Annotated in this window: 23 protein-coding genes; 10 read left to right on the forward strand and 13 right to left on the reverse strand. The window is 60.8% G+C overall.

Translation table 11 applies throughout. From position 1 onward, the window contains the following. The first annotated feature begins 163 nt into the window (after window positions 1–163). Window positions 164–1,291, forward strand: a complete 1,128-nt coding sequence (locus BMZ57_RS22180; protein ID WP_010208267.1) for a glycerophosphodiester phosphodiesterase family protein — start codon at window positions 164–166, stop codon at window positions 1,289–1,291. After that, on the forward strand, window positions 1,292–1,945 hold the full coding sequence (locus tag BMZ57_RS22185; RefSeq protein WP_010208266.1) for a helix-turn-helix domain-containing protein: 654 nt from the start codon (window positions 1,292–1,294) through the stop codon (window positions 1,943–1,945). Here the strand turns inward: BMZ57_RS22185 and BMZ57_RS22190 are convergent. Then, complete coding sequence (locus tag BMZ57_RS22190; protein ID WP_010208264.1) at window positions 1,937–2,800, reverse strand: sterol desaturase family protein; 864 nt, start codon at window positions 2,798–2,800, stop codon at window positions 1,937–1,939. The genes BMZ57_RS22185 and BMZ57_RS22190 overlap by 9 nt on opposite strands. A gap of 155 nt (window positions 2,801–2,955) precedes the next feature. Here BMZ57_RS22190 and BMZ57_RS22195 point away from each other — a divergent pair, with 155 nt between their 5' ends. The 3 genes from BMZ57_RS22195 (at window position 2,956) to BMZ57_RS22205 (ending at window position 6,395) form a co-directional block, all read left to right on the forward strand. After that, window positions 2,956–3,264: a PepSY domain-containing protein gene (locus BMZ57_RS22195; protein WP_010208262.1), complete on the forward strand. Its 309-nt coding sequence runs from the start codon at window positions 2,956–2,958 to the stop codon at window positions 3,262–3,264. A gap of 389 nt (window positions 3,265–3,653) precedes the next feature. Next, entirely contained in the window at window positions 3,654–4,676 is a 1,023-nt protein-coding gene (locus tag BMZ57_RS22200) for a transporter (RefSeq protein ID WP_021491282.1), read from the forward strand. A 102-nt stretch (window positions 4,677–4,778) separates the two neighbouring features. Further along, window positions 4,779–6,395, forward strand: coding sequence for an inorganic phosphate transporter (locus tag BMZ57_RS22205; protein ID WP_010208258.1), 1,617 nt, complete (start codon window positions 4,779–4,781; stop codon window positions 6,393–6,395). Window positions 6,396–6,519: 124 nt separating this feature from the next. Here the strand turns inward: BMZ57_RS22205 and BMZ57_RS22210 are convergent, their stop codons facing one another. From BMZ57_RS22210 to BMZ57_RS22220, 3 genes are read right to left on the reverse strand one after another with little or no spacing between them, the layout of a single operon-like run. Next, on the reverse strand, window positions 6,520–7,494 hold the full coding sequence (locus tag BMZ57_RS22210; protein WP_021491280.1) for a 5-oxoprolinase subunit C family protein: 975 nt from the start codon (window positions 7,492–7,494) through the stop codon (window positions 6,520–6,522). Next, window positions 7,491–8,369 (reverse strand): 5-oxoprolinase subunit B family protein, encoded by an 879-nt coding sequence (locus tag BMZ57_RS22215; protein WP_010208253.1) that lies wholly within the window; start codon window positions 8,367–8,369, stop codon window positions 7,491–7,493. Before BMZ57_RS22215 ends, BMZ57_RS22210 begins: the two co-directional genes overlap by 4 nt. 56 nt (window positions 8,370–8,425) lie before the next feature. Beyond that, entirely contained in the window at window positions 8,426–9,184 is a 759-nt protein-coding gene (locus tag BMZ57_RS22220; RefSeq protein ID WP_069672737.1) for a 5-oxoprolinase subunit PxpA, read from the reverse strand. A gap of 103 nt (window positions 9,185–9,287) precedes the next feature. Between BMZ57_RS22220 and BMZ57_RS22225 the strand changes: the two genes are divergently transcribed. Beyond that, on the forward strand, window positions 9,288–10,205 hold the full coding sequence (locus tag BMZ57_RS22225) for a LysR family transcriptional regulator (protein ID WP_010208250.1): 918 nt from the start codon (window positions 9,288–9,290) through the stop codon (window positions 10,203–10,205). Here the strand turns inward: BMZ57_RS22225 and BMZ57_RS22230 are convergent. Beyond that, complete coding sequence (locus BMZ57_RS22230; RefSeq protein ID WP_010208249.1) at window positions 10,202–11,098, reverse strand: LysR family transcriptional regulator; 897 nt, start codon at window positions 11,096–11,098, stop codon at window positions 10,202–10,204. The genes BMZ57_RS22225 and BMZ57_RS22230 overlap by 4 nt on opposite strands. Window positions 11,099–11,204: 106 nt before the next feature. Between BMZ57_RS22230 and BMZ57_RS22235 the strand changes: the two genes are divergently transcribed. After that, complete coding sequence (locus BMZ57_RS22235; protein WP_069672738.1) at window positions 11,205–11,963, forward strand: SDR family NAD(P)-dependent oxidoreductase; 759 nt, start codon at window positions 11,205–11,207, stop codon at window positions 11,961–11,963. Between the two features lie 81 nt (window positions 11,964–12,044). Here BMZ57_RS22235 and BMZ57_RS22240 read toward each other — a convergent pair whose 3' ends face one another. Then, on the reverse strand, window positions 12,045–12,509 hold the full coding sequence (locus BMZ57_RS22240; RefSeq protein WP_010208247.1) for a multidrug/biocide efflux PACE transporter: 465 nt from the start codon (window positions 12,507–12,509) through the stop codon (window positions 12,045–12,047). An 88-nt stretch (window positions 12,510–12,597) separates the two neighbouring features. Here BMZ57_RS22240 and BMZ57_RS22245 point away from each other — a divergent pair, with 88 nt between their 5' ends. Next, complete coding sequence (locus BMZ57_RS22245; protein ID WP_010208246.1) at window positions 12,598–13,452, forward strand: LysR family transcriptional regulator; 855 nt, start codon at window positions 12,598–12,600, stop codon at window positions 13,450–13,452. 11 nt (window positions 13,453–13,463) lie between these two features. Here the strand turns inward: BMZ57_RS22245 and BMZ57_RS22250 are convergent, their stop codons facing one another. From BMZ57_RS22250 to BMZ57_RS22270, 5 genes are all read right to left on the reverse strand, one after another. After that, a complete protein-coding gene (locus BMZ57_RS22250; RefSeq protein WP_069672739.1) occupies window positions 13,464–13,709 on the reverse strand; it encodes a type 2 periplasmic-binding domain-containing protein in 246 nt (81 codons plus the stop codon). A 204-nt stretch (window positions 13,710–13,913) separates the two neighbouring features. Beyond that, complete coding sequence (locus BMZ57_RS22255) at window positions 13,914–15,137, reverse strand: RNA polymerase sigma factor (RefSeq protein ID WP_069672740.1); 1,224 nt, start codon at window positions 15,135–15,137, stop codon at window positions 13,914–13,916. Further along, window positions 15,134–15,610, reverse strand: coding sequence for an SRPBCC family protein (locus tag BMZ57_RS22260; RefSeq protein ID WP_069672741.1), 477 nt, complete (start codon window positions 15,608–15,610; stop codon window positions 15,134–15,136). The genes BMZ57_RS22255 and BMZ57_RS22260 overlap by 4 nt, the downstream gene beginning before the upstream one ends. A gap of 34 nt (window positions 15,611–15,644) precedes the next feature. After that, window positions 15,645–15,989, reverse strand: a complete 345-nt coding sequence (locus tag BMZ57_RS22265) for a YciI family protein (protein ID WP_010208240.1) — start codon at window positions 15,987–15,989, stop codon at window positions 15,645–15,647. 42 nt (window positions 15,990–16,031) lie between these two features. Continuing rightward, entirely contained in the window at window positions 16,032–16,451 is a 420-nt protein-coding gene (locus BMZ57_RS22270; protein WP_021491273.1) for a YybH family protein, read from the reverse strand. Window positions 16,452–16,597: 146 nt separating this feature from the next. On the opposite strand from BMZ57_RS22270, the gene BMZ57_RS22275 reads away from it, so the two are divergent. Further along, window positions 16,598–17,116 (forward strand): GNAT family N-acetyltransferase, encoded by a 519-nt coding sequence (locus tag BMZ57_RS22275; protein WP_069672742.1) that lies wholly within the window; start codon window positions 16,598–16,600, stop codon window positions 17,114–17,116. Window positions 17,117–17,417: 301 nt separating this feature from the next. Here the strand turns inward: BMZ57_RS22275 and BMZ57_RS22280 are convergent, their stop codons facing one another. After that, window positions 17,418–17,900, reverse strand: a complete 483-nt coding sequence (locus BMZ57_RS22280; RefSeq protein ID WP_010208237.1) for a GyrI-like domain-containing protein — start codon at window positions 17,898–17,900, stop codon at window positions 17,418–17,420. A 195-nt stretch (window positions 17,901–18,095) separates the two neighbouring features. Between BMZ57_RS22280 and alaC the strand changes: the two genes are divergently transcribed. Beyond that, the gene (gene alaC / locus BMZ57_RS22285) at window positions 18,096–19,307 is read left to right on the forward strand and encodes an alanine transaminase (protein WP_010208236.1); all 1,212 of its coding nucleotides are present in this window, start codon (window positions 18,096–18,098) and stop codon (window positions 19,305–19,307) included. Between the two features lie 158 nt (window positions 19,308–19,465). On the opposite strand, the gene BMZ57_RS22290 is transcribed toward alaC, so the two are convergent. Next, window positions 19,466–20,818 (reverse strand): GntP family permease, encoded by a 1,353-nt coding sequence (locus BMZ57_RS22290; protein ID WP_010208235.1) that lies wholly within the window; start codon window positions 20,816–20,818, stop codon window positions 19,466–19,468. Window positions 20,819–20,901: the final 83 nt, after the last annotated feature.

The raw sequence follows: 20,901 nt of genomic DNA on the forward strand, positions 1-20,901 counted from the left end.
CTCTAACGGGGCAGCTTCGGCCAAGAATACGGCAATGCCCGAGAAAAAAACCGAGAAAATTGAGGGCTGCACACGTTAATGTCGGTTTGGTGATAGCGCCTTTCGCAATCAATTGTTAAAAAGGAGGCCTTCTCAAAGCTACCTCTACGAAAGGACTTCGCCTATGCCTGTCACGTCTACCAAGAGCGCCCTGCTGCTCGCCCTGATGCTCGGCCTTGGCCAGGCACATGCGCAAGCCCCTATCAGCCCGGCCGAATTGGCGACCAACGAAGGCATCCCCTACCCTGCCGTGATCGCCCACCGTGGCGCTTCCTTCGATGCACCGGAATCCACCGCTGCCGCCTACAAGATCGCCCGCGACCTGGGTGCCGACTACCTGGAAATGGACCTGCAGCGCAGCAAGGACGGCGTACTGTTCGCCCTGCACGACAATAATCTGCAGCGCACCACCGACGTGGCCACCAAGTTCCCTGATCGCAAGGACGCCCCGGCCAACGAGTTCACTTGGAAAGAACTGCAAACCCTCGACGCCGGCAGCTGGTTCAACGCCGCCTACCCGGACCGCGCGCGCCCAGGTTTCGTCGGCCTGAAAATCCAGAGCCTGGACGACATCATCAAGATCGCTGAAGGCAACCCTCAGCACAAACCCGGCCTGTACATCGAAACCAAAGAGCCCAAGCAATTCCCCGGCATCGAAGCCGACCTGAAGAACAAGCTGCTCGACAAAGGCTGGCTGAGCTCCGCCGGTTCCAAGCTGGGCAAGAGCAACGTTGGCGTCGGCCAGGGCAAGGGTCGCGTGGTGCTGCAAACCTTCGAAGTGGCCAGCCTGAAAGAGCTGCAGAAAGAAATGCCGAACACCCCGAAAATCCTGCTGCTGTGGGTGGGTGAAGGCAGTATCGAACCGAAGAACAAGCAGACGTTCGCTGAATCCGGCGAAACCACCAAGGCCGCCTATTACGCCAAGCAAGAGCCGAAAGACGCTGCCGAGTTCGAAAAGTGGGTCGACGAAGCCAAGAGCCTCGGCGCCATCGGCACCGGCCCATCGGCTGAGCTGACCAATCACGGCGACCAGAGCTATTCGGACCTGGTCAAACCGGAAATGAACAAGCTGACCCACGACAAAGGCCTGCTGGTACACGTCTACACCGTGGACGAGCCGGTGGACTTCGAAAAAGTGATGAAGGCTGGCGTCGATGGCATCTTCACCAACCGCGCCGCCGAACTGCTGAAGTTCTACAAGCGCTGGCCGTCGTCCAGCGTGCAGGATCTGCTGAACGACTATAAGTACTGAGTGAAGGCCGAATGGTCAGGCCGCCTGTGGTTGGGCCGTGACTACGGCCTGATCCGCGGCGAGCTGGGGCGCACCGCGCCCCATGCGCACTACGCCCACCAATTGATGTTCTCCACAGGCTCACCGATCACGGTCAGCCTCGACGGCCAGGTCACCACGGCCCACCGCCTGTTTATCCCATCGCGACAGACTCACGCCATTCTTGAGACTCAAGGTGAGGTCTCGGTGCTGTACGCCGAACCTGCCGTGTTTGATATTGCCCCTTTGCTGCACCAGGACCTCTCCCTGGAGGCAATGCGTCGACTGCCTCGGCGCAGCCTGGATGATCCACGTCTGGAGCGCGCCCTCGCCGCACTGGATCAACACCTCGCCGGCAAAGTCTCGGCCCAGGCCCTGGCCCAGGCCGCGCACCTGTCATTGAGTCAACTGGAACGACTGTTCGCCCACCAACTCGGTTTGCCTGTGCGTCGCCTGGTGCTGTGGCGACGATTGCGCATCGCCCTGCACCTGGCGCTTGCCGGTGGCACGCTGACCGAAGCGGCTCACGGTGCGGGGTTTGCCGACTCAGCGCATTTTTCGCGGACCATGAAGCAGTTGTTTGGCGTCACGGCGGCGGCGTCGTTGCGCCAGCTGAAGGTTGAGTTGTTAACCTAGACCATCCGGCAGTGACGGCTCTTTGCTCAAGCCAACCGTCTTGAAAGGATCACGCAACTGCGCCCCATAGCCCACCGGGAAATCCGGCCGACTGCCAATCCCAAGATCCCCGGGCCCGATGCGGTAGCCCGAGCGGTAATACGCCGTGCCCAACAGCCAATCCCACAGGTTGAAAAACAAGCCGAAATTCACATCCCCGGCACGGCCGTATTTCATGTGGTGAAACCGATGCACCGGCGCCCAGGCGAACACCCAGCGCAATGGCCCTAGGCGCATGTCCACATTGGAATGCTGCAACAGCAGTTGAAGAGCAATGGCCAGCGCCAGCAATTGCGCCACGTCCAGCGGGATACCTAACAGGATCAAGGGCAGCAAGCCTGCAGTGGCTTCGAGCATCTGGTGCAACGGGTGCTTCATCAAACCGTTGAAACCGTAGAGCCGCTGCACACTGTGATGCACCGCATGCAGGCGCCACAGCAGTGCGATGCGATGGCTGGCGTAATGCATCAACGTAATGCCGGCATCAGCCAGCACAATAGCCATCAGCAGCTGTTCCCACAGCGGCCAGCCACGCGGCCAAATGCCTTCAAACGCCAACAACGCCGTGAGCCCAGGCAGGATCAACAAGCCCACGGCATTCAGGCTTTCGTTGACCAAGGCGTGCACGGTGTCGCGCCGACGATCACCGAGACTGCGATTCCACTGTGGTTCATAGGGCAACCACTGCTCCGCCAGGAATGACACTGCAACCGCTGTCACGAACAGCAAAATCAGCGCGTGCGGTTGCCAGAGTCCGCAAGCGATAAAGCCAAACAGAAATGCAGGCGCGTAGATCCAACTCACTAACCGTTTCATGCAGAGTCTCCCTTCAAGTGAGCCTCCAGCATGAAATCCCCCGCGCCTGGCGGATTGAACAAACTGCGCAACTGTTTGAATTAATTAAGGGTGAGTTAAGTTGCGCTGGTTAACCTGATCCCACTTAAACAGCTCACTCGAAAAGGATACACACCATGAAAACCTTGACCGCCCTGTTCGCCGCTACCGCCCTGACCCTGACCGCTGGCCTGGCCCAGGCGGATGTTCGCCCAGACCAGATTGAAGGCCTGCTCAAGTCCGGCGCCGTAATGCCTTTCGACAAACTCAACGCTGCCGCCGTGGCCAAACACGCGGGTGCCACCATCACTGACACCGAGCTGGACCACAACAACAGCGGTGTACTGGTCTACGAAGTTGACCTGACCGACACCGCCGGCAAGCGCTTTGAAGTGAAGCTCGACGCCAAGACCGGCGCCGTGCTGGAAGACAAGATCGATAGCTGAGTGACCGCTTCACTGAAAACCGCGCGACCTTCGGGTCGCGCGGTTTTTTTATGTCCGTGCGTAGGAAAAAAGCTCAATTCACCGAATGAAATTCCACTTACGGCGCGCAAGGTCGCTTAATTACGTTCGTCGGCGCGGGCACTAAGATCCGCTTTACCAGGACCACCACTCCCAGCGTCCCTACCCATTTGAAAGCTACATTTCGGTGCCGGAGTTCCGCACCGGCGGCCAGTTCTCCGGCACGATCTGCGTCCTAGCCTGCCAACGGCCTGATCAAGCGCTCAACAGCGAAGTAATTCGCAAACCGTCACAAAACTGTCAAACCCCCTTGCAATGATTCGCGACGCGACCTGTGAAACGTCCTACAGGCCTTTTCTCTGCGAGTCCCCATGAACCACAGCATCGACCACAGCCATCAGGATTCCGACCTGTTTGGCTTGCTTTACGGTTTCCGTTTTCGCCCCGGTGAAAAGGGTGAGCAGATCGATTCGGCCACGGCGCTCCAGGCCCTGCGCCAACCGGGCGACCCGGAAGAATTCATGTGGCTGCACCTGAACCTCGCCCATGCGGCGTGCGAGCGCTGGATGCAGGCAAACCTGGACCTGCCGGAAGAATTCTTCGAAGCCCTGCATGAAGGCTCGCGTTCCACGCGCATCGAACACGTCGACTCGGCCTTGCTGGCGGTGGTCAACGACGTGGTGTTCAACTTCAGCAGCATGGTGTCGTCGGATATCTCCACGCTGTGGGTCTGCGCCCGCAGTCGCTTGCTGATCAGCGCGCGCCTGCAACCGCTGCACTCGGTGGACAAGCTGCGCTCGTCGGTTAAGGCTGGCGAAGGCTTTCGCTCACCGTTGGCCTTGCTGGTACACCTGTTGCGCGACCAGGGTGAAGTGCTGACCCAGATCGTGCGCAAGACCAGCATCAGCGTCGACCATATCGAAGACCAGTTACTGTCGTCACGTCTGTCCACCAACCGCGCCGAACTCGGTGCTGCACGCCGGGTGCTGGTGCGCCTGCAACGCCTGCTGGCGCTGGAACCGGGCTCGCTGTTGCGCCTGCTCAACCGCCCGCCGCAATGGCTGCAAAAGGAAGACGTGAAGGAATTGCGCAAGTCCACCGAGGAATTTGCGCTGATCATCAATGACCTGATGGCCCTGGGCGAACGCATCAAGTTGTTGCAGGAAGAAATCGCCGCCAACCTCAACGAACAAAGCAACCGCACACTGTTTACCCTCACCGTGGTGACGGTGCTGGCATTGCCGATCAATATCATCGCCGGTTTTTTTGGCATGAACGTGGGCGGTGTGCCGCTTTCCCAGGACCCGGAGGGGTTTTGGATATTGGTGGCACTGGTCGCGACCTTTACCCTGATCGCCGGGCGCTGGGCGTTCAGGAAGCGCAAGGATTACTGACCAGCGGCCAGCTCAATCACCCAAACACTGATGTATGGCAGCATCCCTGTAACATTTTGCAATGACTATGAACGACATCCTTCCCACACTGGATGCTCCGGCATGGCCACCCCTTCCCTGACTGCCTCCACCCACGCCTCACCTGCAGACCCTAAACCCAGGCTGGACAAGAAACCCGGCCTGGTGACGGTGATCGTGTTTTTCGCCGTGCTCGCCATGGGCCTGTTGTTCACCGCCTACAGCCTGATGCATGACATGCATGAAATGGGCGCGCAGCTCACGACGTGGACACCCTTTCTACTGCTGGGTGTGGCGCTGTTGATCGCCCTCGGGTTCGAGTTCGTCAACGGCTTCCACGACACTGCCAACGCCGTGGCGACGGTGATCTACACCAACTCGCTGCCGCCGCATTTTGCGGTGGTGTGGTCGGGCTTTTTCAACTTCCTCGGCGTACTGCTCTCCAGCGGTGCGGTGGCGTTCGGCATCATTGCGTTGCTGCCGGTGGAGTTGATTTTGCAGGTGGGTTCTTCGGCCGGTTTCGCGATGATCTTTGCCCTGTTGATCGCCGCGATCCTGTGGAATCTCGGCACCTGGTGGCTGGGTTTGCCGGCGTCGTCATCCCACACGCTGATCGGCTCGATCATCGGCGTCGGCGTGGCGAATGCCTTGATGCACGGGCGTGACGGCACCAGCGGCGTGGACTGGAGCCAGGCGATCAAGATCGGTTACGCCTTGCTGTTGTCGCCGCTGATCGGTTTCGCGTTTGCGGCGATGCTGTTGCTGGCCCTGCGCGCGTTCGTCAAGAACCGCGCGTTGTACAAGGCGCCCAAAGGCAACACGCCGCCGCCGTGGTGGATCCGAGGCATGCTGATCGCCACTTGCACCGGCGTGTCTTTTGCTCACGGCTCCAACGATGGGCAGAAAGGCATGGGCCTGATCATGCTGATCCTGGTCGGCACCCTGCCGATGGCCTACGCGCTGAACCGCACCATGCCGGCCGAGCAGTCGTTGCAGTTCGCGGCGGTGGCCGAAGTGACCCAAGTGGCGCTGCTGAAAAGCGCACCGCAAGCACTGACGGGCGATCCGCGCCCGATCCTCTCGACCTACATGCGCACCAAGGAAGCCACCCCGGAACTGATCCCGGCCCTCGCCGCCTTGGCCGGGCAGATCGGTGATGAAGTCAAAGGCTACGGTTCCCTGGCCAAAGTGCCTGCCGAGGCCGTCGGCAACGTGCGTAACGACATGTACCTGACCAGCGAAACCATTCGGTTGATGGACAAAGGCAAGGTCGGTAATTTCGACGCGGATACCCAGGGCAAGCTGCAACTGTTCAAGCAACAGATCGACAGTTCCACGCGCTTCATTCCGCTGTGGGTGAAGATCGCCGTGGCCATCGCCCTCGGCCTGGGCACCATGGTGGGTTGGAAGCGCATCGTGGTGACCGTCGGTGAGAAGATCGGTAAAACGCACCTGACTTATGCCCAAGGCGCCTCGGCCGAGATGGTGGCGATGCTGACCATCGGCGCGGCGGATATGTACGGTTTGCCTGTTTCGACCACGCATGTGTTGTCGTCCGGTGTCGCGGGGACCATGGTGGCGAATGGCGGTGGCTTGCAGATGCGGACTATCCGTAATTTGCTGATGGCTTGGGTGCTGACATTGCCGGCGGCAATTTTGCTGTCGGGCAGCCTCTACTGGCTGTTCACCCAACTCTTCTGACACAACTCAGGACAAAATGTGGGAGCGGGCTTGCTCGCGAATACGGTGGTTCAGTCAACATCTCCAGTGACTGAAACTCCGTATTCGCGAGCAAGCCCGCTCCCACATTTGGATTTTTATTTCTTCAGTTGTTGAAGAGTCCAGTCATCGCTTTGACGCGTTTCTTGTACACCCGACGCGCCTCCAATGCTTGCTCCAGCGTCACCGCCACAAACCCCGCCCGCTGGTTCGGCTGCATCTGCCCGATCAGGTCCAGGTCGGCGCTGATCACGGTGCCGATCATCGCGTAGCCACCGCCCGACACCGCGTCCCGGTGCAACACAATCGGCTCCAGCCCTGCCGGCACCTGGATCGAGCCAATCGGGTAGCAGCTGTCGACGATATTCGACGGATCAGAGCCCGCGCCGAAAGGTTGCTCCCGTGGCTGGAAGCTCAACGCACTGCCGCCCTTGAAGCGATAGCCGATACGGTCGGCTTCGGAACCCACGGTCCACGGCTCGGCAAAGAAGCTGCTTTTGGCCGCCTCCGTCAGGCGTTCGTAATAAAGCCCGGGCACCACGCGCAGCGTCACGTCACCGCCCACTGATCGGCGCAGCGCCATCGGCAGACTGTTGCCCGCCCGGCCCGTGCCGCTGGCTTCACCGATGGGCAATTCATCACCTTCCTGCAAGCGCCGTCCGTGAAACCCGCCGAGTGCGCCGAGGGCATAGGTCGAGCGGCTGCCGAGCACCACCGGCACATCAATGCCACCGGCCACCGCGAGATAGGTCCTCGCGCCCGCCTTGGGAAATTCAAAGCGCAACACCTGACCCGCACGCACCTGAAACGCGGTGTCCTGGTGCACCACTTCACCGTCCAGGCGCGGTGACATCAGGGCGCCGCTGAGTGCTACCAGCGCGTCTTGCTGAAATTCCAGTTCGGGGCCGATCAATGTGCACTCCAAGCCCGCAGCGCCGACCGGATTGCCCACCAGATGGTTGGCCGCACTCAACGCGTACTGATCCAAGGCACCCGACGGCGGAATGCCGAGGTGGTAGTAACCTTCGCGGCCAAGGTCCTGCACAGAGGTGGCGAGGCCGGGTTTGAGAACCTTGATCATGCCAGCGCCTCCTGCAGGGATTTTGGATAGCCAATGGGGTCGGCGAGAAAGGCATCGAGGGAAAATTCCACCGGGCGGATGCGCAGGTCGAAACGTCCTGCGTCCACGTCGGCAACGGCCAGGTCGTAGGCCGCACGGTCCATGGGTTTGAACTGCACGATATCGCCAGGACGGAAGAACACCATGTGTTCCTTGAGGTAGGCCAGTTGCTGCGCCGGATCGTAGATCGGCGCCGGGGTCACGCCGAACATCTGGTAACCACCGGCACCGCGCACCGAGTAAATGCAACCAAAACAGCCGCCATGGCCAAGGGTGAGTTTCGGCGTGTCGGTACGCGGGCGCAGGTACTTGGGCACCTGCAACTGCCGCTCTCGTTCGACCATCTGGAACATGAACGGCAAGCCCGCAACGAATCCGACCATCGACACAAACCACGGCGCGCCACTGTGGGCGGCGATAAACGCCTCCACATCGGCGAGCCCGTTGATGCGCGCAGCGTATTCCAAATCCGTACCGCTGGGGTCTTGATGGCGGTCGCGAAAACGCATCAGCGTTTCGTGGGTCCACGGGTCGTTGTAGAGCACCGGGATTTCAATGATGCGCGTGTGCAAGGTGCGCTCGGCCACGGCCTGGGCTTCGGCGGTCTGCACCGCATCAAGCAGCACATGGGGGGCGATGCGGTCGGGGTCGAAGCGGATCTGGAACGATGCATTGGCCAGGCATACATCCAGAACGCCTTCCAACGCCAGGCGCTCCACGGCACGGGTCACCGCCATGCCTGTGAAAAAAGCCTCCAGGGACATGCTGTCGCTGACCTCGGCAAACAGGTGTTCATCGCCACCGAAGCTGTAGCGGATGGGGGATGTTTCAGCCATGTCTGTTCCTCTTGGAATCATTGTAGAAAGGCAGGCGAAAAAATGGGGGATGGTTCTTATTGTGGTGTTTTGACGGTAATGCCCGCTTGGTCCAGGGCTTCGCGGGTGGCTTCCACCAACTCCAGCGCACCGGGGGTGTCGCTGTGCAGGCAGATGGAATCGAATTCGATGAGCAGGTCTTCGCCTTCTACAGTTCGCACACGCCCCGTCTGACAAGCCCGTAGGACACGCGCCGCCACCGTCGCAGGATCCAGTGCCCGCACGTTGCGGGTAAACACGATGGAGCCGGTCAGATCGTACTCACGGTCGGCGTAAAACTCCCGCACCACCGGCTGCCCCAGCTCCTTGGCCACGCGCCAGATCACCGAGTTGGGCATGCAGTACAACAGCAGGCTCGGCTCGATGATTTGCAGGTTCTGTACCAGCAACCGTGCGGCTTCTTCATCACGGGCCAGGTGCATGTAGAGCGCGCCATGGGGCTTGATGTGTTGCAGAGTCATACCTTGGGCCCGGGCGATTTCACGCAGGGCGCCGAGCTGGTAGAGCATGTCGTCCACCAGCTCCTGGGCTGGCGCGTTAATGTGGCGACGACCGAAGCCGACCAGGTCCCGAAAGCCCGGATGCGCCCCAATGGCCACGCCCAGTTGCTTGGCGCGCTCGACCGTGCGACGCATGGTGCCGGGGTCACCGGCGTGGAAGCCGGTGGCGATATTGGCCGAGCTGATATAAGCCATCAGCTCCGCGTCGACGCCGTCGCCGATGGTCCAGGGGCCGAAGCCCTCGCCCATGTCCGAGTTGAAATCCACTGCCTGCATCAGAGTCGCTCCGCCTAAGTGATGGAGGAAAAGTAGGCTGCCGCTTGACCCCTTGGGAAGATCTATTATCAGATGACCCATCTTCTGAAAAACAGATATCGCTATGTCCCTGACCTTGCGCCAAATTCGTTATTTCGTCGCCACCGCCGAAATCGGCCAGATTTCCCAGGCGGCCATTCACCTGAACATCTCGCAATCGGCGGTGACCACGGCGATCAAGGAACTGGAGGCCATGCTCGGCGTGCAACTGTTCGTGCGCTCGGCCCAGGGCATGAACCTGACCGACGCCGGCCGGCACTTTCTCAACCGTGCCTACGTGATCCTGCGCAGCGTTGATGACGCGCTGAACAGCCCGCTGCCCGATTACCGCGCCCGTGGCGTGCTGCGCCTGGCCGCCAGCTACACGGTCCTCGGTTACTTCTTGCCGCACCACCTGCAGCGCATGGAGCACTGGCATCCGGACGTGACCATCGAGGTGTTTGAACAGGAGCGGCAGGCCATCGAACAGGGTCTGCTCGACGGCCTGTTCGACATGGCCGTGGTACTCACCGCCAACCTGACCCACCCGGATATCGTTTCAGAAATTCTGTTCAACTCGGAGCGTCGCCTGTGGCTGCCCAGCCATCATCCTTTGTGCGAACGTGGCGCCGTGAGCCTGGCGGATGTGGCCCAGGAGCCCTACATCCTGCTCACCGTCGACGAGGCCGAACACAGCGCCATGCGGTATTGGGAGCACGCCGGGCAGACGCCCAAGGTGCGCCTGCGCACCAGCTCAGTGGAGGCGGTGCGCAGCATGGTCGCCAACGGCAGCGGCGTGGCAATCCTGTCGGACCTGGTGCATCGGCCTTGGTCCCTGGAAGGCAAGCGCATCGAAACGCTCACGGTCACTGATCCGGTCACGCCGATGAGCGTGGGCCTCGCCTGGCACCGCGAGCGCGCATTCACCCCGGCGATGCAGGCGGTGCGCGATTACTTCCACGACGCGTTCCTGGCGCCGCAACAGTTGTCGGCGCGGCGTTAAAGATGGGCTTGCAGGGTGGCGGCCAACCAGTCCATGAACACCCGCACCCGCAACGGCAAATGACGCTGGCCGGCGTACAGCAATGACACGTCCAACGGCGGCGCCGGGTAGTCCGGCAGCACCGACACCAGCTCTCCGCTGGCCAACAAGGCGCGTATCCCCAGCAGCGGCACTTGGGTAATGCCGAAGCCGCCCAGGCACGCCGCCTGATAAGCATCCGTGCTGTTGACGGTGACACGCCCCGCCATCGGCACGCGCTGCACTTTGCCGCCCGACTGATACTCGAAGCCGGATGAACGGGCGCCCAACGGCCGTACATAGTGCACCAATTGATGGTCCGCCAAGTCGGACAGGGTCTGGGGCACGCCATAACGTTGCAGGTAGGCCGGGCTCGCGCAGTTGACCATCGGCATACTGCACACCCGGCGCGCCACCACGGTTTGATCGGGCTGGGCGCCCACCCGCAAGACGCAGTCGAAACCTTCGGCGATCAGGTCCACCTGTCGGTCGGAGCTGCTGATTTCCATCTGGATCAGCGGATGGCGTTCCATGAACAGCGGCAGGTGCGGCAGGATCATGCCGCGCGCCATCACGTTAGGCATGTCCACGCGAATCCGTCCGGTCAATTGCGCCTCATCCTGACGAAACAACCCCTCCAGTTCCTCCATGTGCGACAGCAAGTCCTTGCTGCGCTCATACAACACACGGCCGTCCTGGGTAACCTGCACCTTGCGCGTGGTGCGCTGCAGCAAACGCGTGCCGAGCAATTGCTCCAGGGCCTGCACGTGTTCTGACACCGTAGAACGCGGCAGCCCCAGGCTCTCACCGGCCTGGGTAAAACTCGACAGTTCGGTGACGCGCACGAAGGTGCGCAGCAGCTCAAGCTTGTTCATGGGATTGTTCGCCTTATCCGGCCAGTGATTCCGGGATAACGCTGTTTATCACGTTATGGGCGAATAAATACACTCAGTGTCACTGATCACCTGAGAGGACTGCACCATGACTCGTAAAATCGCACTTATCACCGGCGCCAGCCGTGGCCTGGGCAAAAGCGCCGCGTTGCACCTGGCGGCACAAGGCGTCGATATCATCGGCACCTACCACAGCGCAGCGGCTGAGGCCCAGTCAGTCGTCGAGCAGGTCCAGGCCTTGGGTGGCCGCACCGCGATGCTGCAACTGGATGTGAGCCAGAGCGGCACCTTCGATGGTTTTGTCAGCGAAGTCGGCCGCTTGCTCAAGGATGTATTCGCACAAGAGCACTTCAACTTTCTGATCAACAACGCCGGCATCGGCGCCCACGCCAGCTTTGTCGAGACCACCGAAGCCCAGTTCGACCAATTGGTAGCGATCCACTTCAAGGCGCCGTTTTTCCTCACGCAAAAACTGCTGCCACTGATCAGCGATGGCGGGCGCATCATCAATATCTCCAGCGGACTGGCGCGATTCAGCCTACCGGGGTATGCGGCCTATGCATCGATGAAAGGTGCCGTGGAGGTGCTGTCCCGCTACCAGGCCAAAGAGCTGGGCCCACGTGGGATCACCGTCAACACCCTGGCCCCCGGCGCGATTGCCACCGATTTCGGCGGCGGCGCAGTACGCGACAACTCGGACTTGAACGCGATGGTGGCCAACAACACGGCCCTGGGGCGCGCCGGTTTGCCGGACGATATCGGCGGGGCGATTTCCACCTTGCTGGCCGACGGCAGCAACTGGATCACCGGCCAGCGCATCGAGGCCTCGGGCGGCATGTTTCTCTGATTTCACACATCACCTGCAGGAACAAGCTTGCTCGCGAAAAACCTGAGAGCACCACGCTTATCCAGGCAACCCGCATTATCGTTAACGCTCTTCGCGAGCAAGCTCGCTCCTACAGAGACTGGCGTTTCTGTTGATGACTTTTTCCCGAATCACGTCATACCCCCAGTGATACACATAGGTGTAAGGCAGGAAGAACAGCAGTACGCCGATGTCGAGCATAAACGCCTGCATCAGGCTGATGTTGAGCCACGCCGCGATCAAAGGTACCGCGACGATAATCAGTCCGCCTTCGAACATCAGCGCATGCAACACCCGCGTCCAACCGCCACCCGAGAGTTGCAGGCGCACCTTGAGGCGGTCGAACAGGCTGTTGAAAATGATGTTCCAGGTCAGCGCCAACAGGCTCAGGCCCAAGGTCACCGCCCCCATCTCCAAGGCCGGCCGCCCGGTGATCCAGACCAGCAGCGGTGTACAGATCAACAACGCCAGGCCTTCAAAACCCAGGGCTTGGCAAACACGTTCAGTAATCGACTTGGTGGGGTGCATGACCCTTCTCCGTGAGTAACGATGGTTGCCATCATTACCCTTTGAATCGATACTTCATAACTAGTAACCATCGATCAAGGCGATACTCATGGCCTCTCACGAAGTGCTGCAAGCATTTGTCCAAGCGGCCACCCAAGGTTCGTTTTCTGCCGCGGCGCGCAAGCTGGGCAAGAGTCAGTCCACCGTCAGTGCGGCGGTGGCGAGCCTGGAGATTGACCTGGATGTAGTGCTGTTCGACCGCAGCAGTCGCAAACCGACACTGACTCCGGCCGGGCATGTCCTGCTGCAACGCGCCGAGCAGGTGCTGGAGGCCAGCAGTCGCCTGGAGTTGGCGGCGAGCCAGTTGGCTCAAGGGCTGGAGCCGAAGGTGACGATCGCCATGTCAGACACTTATCAGTCAGAACGCTTCGAACTCGCCCTCAAGGCCTTCGAACAACGCTACCCGGACCTTGAACTGGAATGGTTGATCGCCGAGTGCGAAGACTTGATCGCCCTGGTGCAAAGCGGTCGCGCACAGATTGCCTTGATCGAAGCCCAGGAGGTTTACCCGCCCGACCTGACCCGCTCGCCCGTCGCCGAACGCACGGAAATCGCGCTGTTCGTCGCGCCTACCCACCCATTGACCCGCGTAGAAAACATCGACCCGCACGCCTTGCAGCAATACCGTGAACTGCGCCTGGCAAGCATCATCAGCCCCAACGAAACGCGCCCCTCCGGCCGTGTGTGGTCTGCGCCGAGTTTTCTGATGCTGATGGAGATGGCTCAACTCGGCTTCGGCTGGGCGGAATTACCGCGCTGGTTGGTGGAGCGTTTTGGCAATGCCGAGCTGGTTGAACTCAACGTCCGCGGTTGGCCACGCTCGGTGGCGGTGGATGCCCTGTGGTCACGGCAACACCCACCGGGGCCAGCCGGAAGCTGGATGCTGAGCCAGATGCTCGAATAACGCCTACAGCGTTATGCGGCCGACAATTGTGGCGGTCGGTTTGTCTGGAAATACTCGTGCAGCGCGCGTAACGCGGGCGACTCCAAGGCTTGCGCGGCGAAACACAATCCCACTCGGCGTGTAGGTGCGGGCAGGTGCCACTGCCGAATCGCCACGCCAGCCCGCTCAACCGCCAGCGACTGGGGCAACATCGCCACGCCCAGTTCGTCTTCCAACTGCTTGAGGGTCACCGACAAGGTCGGCTGGCTGATGAACAAACGCTGGTGTTGCGCTCTTCAAAAACCGCGAGAAATGCCCTGAGGTGACGAACATCCATAGCTTAATCCGATGACTGAGCAGCCGCAGCATGTGTGCATTCGTGAGATCGTGTTGGCCGCGACGCGTCAGCAGCCATAACCCAGACAGTGCAAACAACCCGGTTCACTGTGGGCGCTGGCAAGCCAGCGCCCATATTTGGATCGTCAGCGGAGGGGCGATTGCAGCTCGGCCAGGCGTTGTTCGAGGAAGCGTTTCTCCGGGGCTTGCTGGGTCAGTGACAGGGCTTTTTCGTAAGCTGCGCGCGCCTCTTCAACTCGCCCCAATTGCCGACAAAACTCTCCCCGCGCCGAATGCACCCAGTGGTAATCCAGCAACTCACCGCGCGCCAGAATCCCCTCCACTTGCTGCAACCCTGCCAACGGCCCATCCCGCATAGCCAGCGCCACGGCGCGGTTCAATTCGATCACCGGTGATGGCGCCGCCCTGAGCAATACATCGTAGAGCCCGACGATCTGCGGCCAGTCCGTCTCATCTGCACGCGACGCTTCGGCATGCACTGCCGCGATGGCCGCTTGCAGGCTATACGGGCCAAAGCGCCGAGTGCCCAGCGCCTGCTCTACCAACGTGCAACCTTCGGCAATCAGGGTCGCATCCCACAGCGAGCGGTCCTGTTCATCCAGCAGCACCAACTCCCCGTTGGCCGAGGTGCGCGCCGGGCGTCGGGACTCATGCAACAGCATCAGTGCGAGCAGCCCCATGACTTCGGGCTCGGGCAGCAATTCCAGCAACAAACGCCCCAGGCGAATGGCTTCGCGCGTCAACGCTTCACGGGTCAGGTCAGCGCCCATGGACGCCGAATACCCCTCGTTGAACACCAGGTAAATCACCCGCAATACACTGTCCAGCCGCTCGGGCAATTCGTCCAGGGATGGCACTTGGTAAGGGATCTTGGCCTCGCGGATCTTGCCCTTGGCCCGCACGATGCGCTGGGCGATGGTGGCGGGTGTGGCCAGGAACGCGCGGGCGATTTCTTCGGTGGTGAGGTCACAGATCTCACGTAAGGTCAGCGCGGCCTGGGCATCCGCCGCCAACGCCGGGTGGCAGCAGGTGAAGATCAACCGCAGGCGGTCGTCTTCCACGTCTTGGTCACTCCAGTCAGCCGCTTCCAACGCATCGGCCTGCTCCTGCAGCAACGGAGTGAAACGCGCCTCGCGGCGCAGCCGGTCGATGGCCTTGAAGCGACCAGTCGACACCAGCCAAGCCCGTGGATTGTCCGGCACACCGTCCAGCGGCCAGCGCTGCACCGCCACGAAAAACGCTTCGTGCAGGGCTTCCTCGGCCAGGTCGAAGTCACCCAGCAAGCGAATCAGCGTCGCGAGCACCCGGCGTGATTCGCTGCGGTAAATGGCCTCGACCGACAGGGTCAATCGGGCATGCCCTGGGTCACCAGGGTGACCAAACGATCCAGGCTCTGGCCCCAGCCGTCATGAAAGCCCATGGCTTCGTGGGCCTGCTTGTCTTCGGCACTCCAGTGCATGGCGCGAGCGGTGTAAAGCGTCTTGCCGTCGACCTCTTCGAAGGTGACTTCGGCGCTCATGAACGGCTTGCCCGAGGGGATCCAGCCGGGCATGAAGGCGTCAGTAAACACCAGTCGATTGGGCGCATCGATTTCCAGAAACACACCCTGCGTCGGGTACTCGGCACCGTCCGGCGCCCGCATCAAGGTGCGAAACAGGCCACCGACCCACAGGTTCATTTCGCACTCGGGGGTGGTCATGCCATGGGGGCCCCACCATTGCTGGAGCAAGGCAGGTTCGGTCCAGGCGCGGAACACCCGGCTGCGCGACGCATCGATCACGCGGCTGATGGACAATTCAAACTCGGCAGGTTGCGTAGACATGGGGTAAACCTCTTGAGTCTTATGGTTGTTCTGTTCAGAGATTCAATTCACGCACGGGGCGCACTTCCACACTGCCGACCCGGGCAGCCGGAATGCCGCCGGCCACCTGGATCGCTTCATTCAAGTCACGGGCCTCAATCAGGTAGAACCCGGCGAGTTGCTCCTTGGTCTCGGCAAACGGCCCGTCGGTGATCGATAACTTGCCATTGCGCATCCGCACGGTGGTGGCGGTGCTCACCGACTCCAGCGCTTGGGCAGCGAGCATGCGGCCACTGCCGTGAACGGCTTCGGCGTATGCGTGGCATTCCGGGTCCTTGGGACTGTCGGGCAGACTGTGCAGCAACGCTTCTTCGCTGTAGACCAGGCACAGGTATTTCATGGCGTTCTCCGTTTTCGGATTACTGACTATAGATCGCGACGGTCAAGGTTTCAGGTCGAACAGACCGGCGCCGGTTTCCATGTCGAACGGTGCGGACCAGTGCTCATGCACCACTTTCCATTGGCCGTCGATACGCTGGTAACCGGCGGTGACCCGCATCCAGCAGGTCTTGAGCACGCCATCCGGCCCAGTGCCACCGCAGTGGGCGAGCCAGTGGGCAAAGGCGCTGTCCTCGGCGGCGACGATATGCAGCTCATGAAAGTCAAACACGCCCGGGCCGGGGCAGAATTCCATGCAGGCCTGCCAGTGCGCCTGGTAAGCGGCCTTGCCTTTGAATTGCAGGGCGTTAACGGCGTCGAACGCGACGATATCGTCGGCGTAGAAGCTGACTATTTTCTCGACATCCTTGGCGCTGACGGCGCGTTTCCATTGTTCGATCAGGGTGTTGATGGCAGTGCTCATGGCGATACTCCTTGGGGGTGAAAATCACGAAAGACACCCTTAGTCGAATGGCCCTTCGGCAAATCGACACGCCGCTTAAAAATATTTTCGCCCCGGTAAACCCGCTAGAATCCAGGCCTCTTTGTAGCATTTCGGATACGCCCCCGATGGAAACCCGCCTCGCCCTTTATGAGACGTTGAGCCTTGTGCAGAAACAGCAACTCGACACCCTGCACGTGCATCCCGAGCAACTGGCGTATTCCGGTGATATCCACTGCGCACTGAACAGCCTGCTGGTCAATCCCAACCCTGGCACCATCAAAGGCTTCGCCCTGCTCGCCGACGACCTGCCCGTGGCCTTCCTCCTGCTCAAACGCCCACCCTGCCTGCCCCACTGGGCCGATGAACACAGCGCGACCTTGCATGCATTGCAAGTGGATCGGCATCAACAAGGGCGCGGATTCGGCAAGGCCTGTTTGCAAGCCCTTCCGGCGGCGGCACGGCAAGCGTGGCCGCAGATCAAGGGCCTGGAATTGTCGGTGGACGCGGACAATGTGGCGGCAATGGGGCTGTATCTGAAGGCTGGCTGGGTGGACAGTGGGGAGGCATATAAGGGACGGATTGGGTATGAGCGCAGGTTGAGGTGGGTCTTCGATCAGGCCGACTTCGACACGCTCAACATGTAGCGTATGCATAACTTGAACCCAAGGAGCAGGCCAATGAGTATTCCTTCCAGGCGTTCGGGCACGCACACCAAGACCGTAGGCGGCAAGGATCTGAGCCTCGGTAATCCCCCCCTCAAGAGGGCTTCGACGCCAGCGGCAATCCTGACTCGGGGGTCGGTAACAACGGCGAAGTGGTCCTGGCCCAGGGCAACGTTGCGTTTTATGCCATGGCCTGCGGCCCCCAAGGCACCCTTGGTGTCGTGGGGGCGTCTAGCGCTCGACACCGAGCTGACAGGGGCCCGACTACCAGCCCCTGTTCCGGTCAGACCTTCTGCCCCACCGGCAACCAGATCTCCACCGTCCCGGTGCCCTTGCGCGCATCAAAATCCGCGCTGTAGCGCTCAAAATCCGCGCCCATCACCTTGTAGCCCGAGTGCGGCAGCCATTCAAACATGATGCGCTCGTACGTCTGCTCAAGCGCCTGTACCGGCCCGTAGTGCGGGAACACGGCGTAGTTGAGCGGTGGGATTTCGATGAATTCGAAGTTGCTCGGCACATCGCCTTTGGTGGGGACTTCGACACCGGCCATGTAGTCGAATTCGCCCTGCCTGGGGTTATGGCAAACGCCATACGTCACGCCGCCCACACGCTGCTTGATGTCCTTGATACAGGTATCGAACAACTCCCACAATTTGGGGATATCCCCCACGGTGGCCTTCGAATAACGCCCTTGCACCCCGGCGATCACCAAGGCTTTACCGGCTTCCATGCGTGGCTCTAACGGTTGTTTTGTCTGCTGATCCATACGAACAGTCTCCTTCTTATGAGGGAACAAACCCGCATCGAGTATAGGGGCATATTCGCGCTGGACTCCATGCAGAAAATTTTCCTACGCATCTGGACAACTGGCCATCATCGACCGTATTGTCTGCCCCGCAGGCCACCGCAGTGGCCGACGTCGCTCGGACGGTTCCGGGCGCTTACGTACTTCGAGGCAACAATGGCAGACCAAGGTTCGCCGCGCCGCTTTGCGCGCATAGATCGACTCCCCCCTTACGTTTTCAACATTACGGCCGAACTGAAGATGGCTGCGCGTCGGCGCGGCGAAGACATCATCGACCTGAGCATGGGCAACCCTGACGGCCCCACGCCACCGCACATTGTCGAAAAACTCGTGCAAGTCGCCCAGCGTGAAGACACCCACGGTTACTCCACGTCCAAAGGCATTCCGCGTCTGCGCCGGGCGATTTCGCGTTGGTACAAAGACCGCTATGAAGTGGACATTGACCCCGAATCGGAAGCCATCGTCACCATCGGCTCCAAGGAAGGCCTGGCGCACTTGATGCTGGCCACACTGGACCAGGGCGACACCGTACTGGTGCCCAACCCGAGCTACCCGATCCACATCTACGGTGCGGTGATTGCCGGCGCCCAGGTGCGTTCGGTGCCGCTGGTGCCTGGCGTGGATTTCTTCGCGGAGCTGGAACGGGCCATTCGCGGCTCGATTCCCAAGCCGAAGATGATGATCCTGGGCTTTCCGTCCAACCCGACCGCGCAATGCGTGGAACTGGACTTCTTCGAACGTGTGATCGCCCTGGCCAAGCAATACGACGTGCTGGTGATCCACGACCTGGCCTACGCCGACATCGTCTACGACGGCTGGAAAGCCCCGTCGATCATGCAAGTGCCGGGTGCCAAGGACATTGCGGTGGAATTTTTCACCCTGTCCAAGAGCTACAACATGGCCGGCTGGCGCATTGGTTTCATGGTGGGTAACCCGGAATTGGTCAACGCCCTGGCGCGCATCAAGAGCTACCACGACTACGGCACCTTCACCCCGCTGCAAGTGGCGGCGATTGCCGCGCTGGAAGGCGACCAACAGTGCGTGAAAGACATCGCCGAGCAGTACCGCCAGCGCCGCAATGTTCTGGTCAAAGGCCTGCATGAGTTGGGCTGGATGGTGGAGAACCCGAAGGCGTCGATGTACGTCTGGGCGAAGATTCCAGAGCAATATGCCGCCCTGGGTTCGCTGGAGTTTGCCAAGAAGCTGCTGCTGGAAGCCAAGGTGTGTGTGTCGCCAGGCATCGGCTTTGGCGAGTATGGTGATGACCATGTGCGCTTTGCACTGATCGAAAACCAGGACCGGATTCGCCAGGCGGTACGCGGTATTCGCGGGATGTTCCGGGCAGATGGGCTGACCCCTAAAGCCTGACCCAATTTCCCCGAAGAAATGCGCTCAAACATGTGGGAAGGGGCTTGCCCCCGATGGCAGTGGTTCAGTCACCGGATGCAATGACTGACACTCTGCTATCGGGGGCAAGCCCCCTCCCACATTTGATTGGGTGACCCCATGGGATGCTGCGGTGTGGCTTACACCACCAACGACAGCAACATGATGAAGATCAACGCCACGACGGACAGAATGGTCTCCATCGCCGTCCAGGTCTTGAACGTCTCGGCCACGGTCATGTTGAAGTACTGCTTCACCAGCCAGAACCCCGCATCGTTGACGTGAGACAGGATCAACGAACCCGCCCCCGTCGCCAACACCAGCAGCTCACGGTTGACGCCCGGAATCATCCCTACTACTGGCACCACAATGCCCGCGCCGGTAATGGTCGCCACCGTGGCTGAACCGGTCGCCACACGAATCACTGCCGCCACCAGCCACGCCAGCAGGATCGGATTGATCTGCGCGTTCACCGCCATATGGCCGATCACGTCACCCACGCCGCTGGTCACCAGCATCTGCTTGAAGCCACCACCGGCGCCGATGATCAGGATGATCGCCGCGGTCGGCGCCAGGCTGGCGTCGAGTAGCTTGAGGATCTGCTTGGAGTGGATGCCCTGGCGATGGCCAAAGGTGTACAGCGACAGCAACAGGGCCAGCAGCAAGGCGGTGATCGGGTGACCGATCATGTCCATCCAGTTGCGTACCACGTTACCTTCGGCAAACGCGATGTCGGCGAAGGTCTTCAGCAGCATCAGGAACACCGGCAGCAGCACGGTGACCAGGGTGATGCCGAAGCTTGGCAGCGACTTGTTATCAGTCTCGCGGGCCAATTGATCGACCAGTTCCTGGGACGGGTTGCCCGGGATGTACTTGGCGATAAACGTACCGAAGATCGGACCGGCGATAATGGCGGTCGGCAAAGCGACGATCAGGCCGTACAGAATGGTCTTGCCGATATCCGCGCCAAACACGCCGATGGCCAGCAGCGGCCCCGGATGTGGTGGTACCAGGCCATGCACCGCCGACAGGCCGGCGAGCAGCGGGATGCCGATCTTGATCAGCGACACGCCGGTGCGGCGCGCGACGATAAACACCAGCGGGATCAGCAGCACAAAGCCGATCTCGAAGAACAGCGGGATGCCCACCAGGAACGCGGCGAACATCATGGCCCACTGGACCTTCTCTTTGCCGAAGGCGCGGATCAAGGTTTGGGCGATCTGATCGGCACCGCCGGATTCGGCCATCATCTTGCCGAGCATCGTGCCCAGCGCAAGGATGATGCCGACAAAGCCGAGCACCCCGCCGAAGCCGTCCTGGAACGCCTTGATGATCTTGTCCACGGGCATGCCCGAGGTCAGGCCGAGGAAGCCGGCCGCGATGATCAGCGCGATGAACGGGTGCACCTTGAACTTGGTGATCAGAACGATCAACCCGATGATGGTAACGACTGCATCTAGCAGTAGGTAGGACTCGTGGGACATGCCAAACATGGGGGGTCTCTCCTGTTTGTTGTTGTTATTAAAGCGGGTGTTGAATTTCCTGCCGGGGATAGCGCTATCTTTTCCGGCAAAAA

The organism is Pseudomonas simiae, from assembly GCF_900111895.1.
Taxonomy (GTDB): domain Bacteria; phylum Pseudomonadota; class Gammaproteobacteria; order Pseudomonadales; family Pseudomonadaceae; genus Aquipseudomonas; species Aquipseudomonas simiae.

Excerpts from the sequence above, each read along its gene's own strand:
- BMZ57_RS22180 (WP_010208267.1), top strand. The coding sequence starts at position 164 with ATGCCTGTCACGTCTACCAAGAGCGCCCTGCTGCTCGCCCTGATGCTC.
- BMZ57_RS22190 (WP_010208264.1), bottom strand. The coding sequence starts at position 2,800 with ATGAAACGGTTAGTGAGTTGGATCTACGCGCCTGCATTTCTGTTTGGC.
- BMZ57_RS22195 (WP_010208262.1), top strand. The coding sequence starts at position 2,956 with ATGAAAACCTTGACCGCCCTGTTCGCCGCTACCGCCCTGACCCTGACC.
- BMZ57_RS22200 (WP_021491282.1), top strand. The coding sequence starts at position 3,654 with ATGAACCACAGCATCGACCACAGCCATCAGGATTCCGACCTGTTTGGC.
- BMZ57_RS22205 (WP_010208258.1), top strand. The coding sequence starts at position 4,779 with ATGGCCACCCCTTCCCTGACTGCCTCCACCCACGCCTCACCTGCAGAC.
- BMZ57_RS22210 (WP_021491280.1), bottom strand. The coding sequence starts at position 7,494 with ATGATCAAGGTTCTCAAACCCGGCCTCGCCACCTCTGTGCAGGACCTT.
- BMZ57_RS22215 (WP_010208253.1), bottom strand. The coding sequence starts at position 8,369 with ATGGCTGAAACATCCCCCATCCGCTACAGCTTCGGTGGCGATGAACAC.
- BMZ57_RS22220 (WP_069672737.1), bottom strand. The coding sequence starts at position 9,184 with ATGCAGGCAGTGGATTTCAACTCGGACATGGGCGAGGGCTTCGGCCCC.
- BMZ57_RS22225 (WP_010208250.1), top strand. The coding sequence starts at position 9,288 with ATGTCCCTGACCTTGCGCCAAATTCGTTATTTCGTCGCCACCGCCGAA.
- BMZ57_RS22230 (WP_010208249.1), bottom strand. The coding sequence starts at position 11,098 with ATGAACAAGCTTGAGCTGCTGCGCACCTTCGTGCGCGTCACCGAACTG.
- BMZ57_RS22235 (WP_069672738.1), top strand. The coding sequence starts at position 11,205 with ATGACTCGTAAAATCGCACTTATCACCGGCGCCAGCCGTGGCCTGGGC.
- BMZ57_RS22240 (WP_010208247.1), bottom strand. The coding sequence starts at position 12,509 with ATGCACCCCACCAAGTCGATTACTGAACGTGTTTGCCAAGCCCTGGGT.
- BMZ57_RS22245 (WP_010208246.1), top strand. The coding sequence starts at position 12,598 with ATGGCCTCTCACGAAGTGCTGCAAGCATTTGTCCAAGCGGCCACCCAA.
- BMZ57_RS22260 (WP_069672741.1), bottom strand. The coding sequence starts at position 15,610 with ATGTCTACGCAACCTGCCGAGTTTGAATTGTCCATCAGCCGCGTGATC.
- BMZ57_RS22265 (WP_010208240.1), bottom strand. The coding sequence starts at position 15,989 with ATGAAATACCTGTGCCTGGTCTACAGCGAAGAAGCGTTGCTGCACAGT.
- BMZ57_RS22270 (WP_021491273.1), bottom strand. The coding sequence starts at position 16,451 with ATGAGCACTGCCATCAACACCCTGATCGAACAATGGAAACGCGCCGTC.
- BMZ57_RS22275 (WP_069672742.1), top strand. The coding sequence starts at position 16,598 with ATGGAAACCCGCCTCGCCCTTTATGAGACGTTGAGCCTTGTGCAGAAA.
- BMZ57_RS22280 (WP_010208237.1), bottom strand. The coding sequence starts at position 17,900 with ATGGATCAGCAGACAAAACAACCGTTAGAGCCACGCATGGAAGCCGGT.
- alaC (WP_010208236.1), top strand. The coding sequence starts at position 18,096 with ATGGCAGACCAAGGTTCGCCGCGCCGCTTTGCGCGCATAGATCGACTC.
- BMZ57_RS22290 (WP_010208235.1), bottom strand. The coding sequence starts at position 20,818 with ATGTTTGGCATGTCCCACGAGTCCTACCTACTGCTAGATGCAGTCGTT.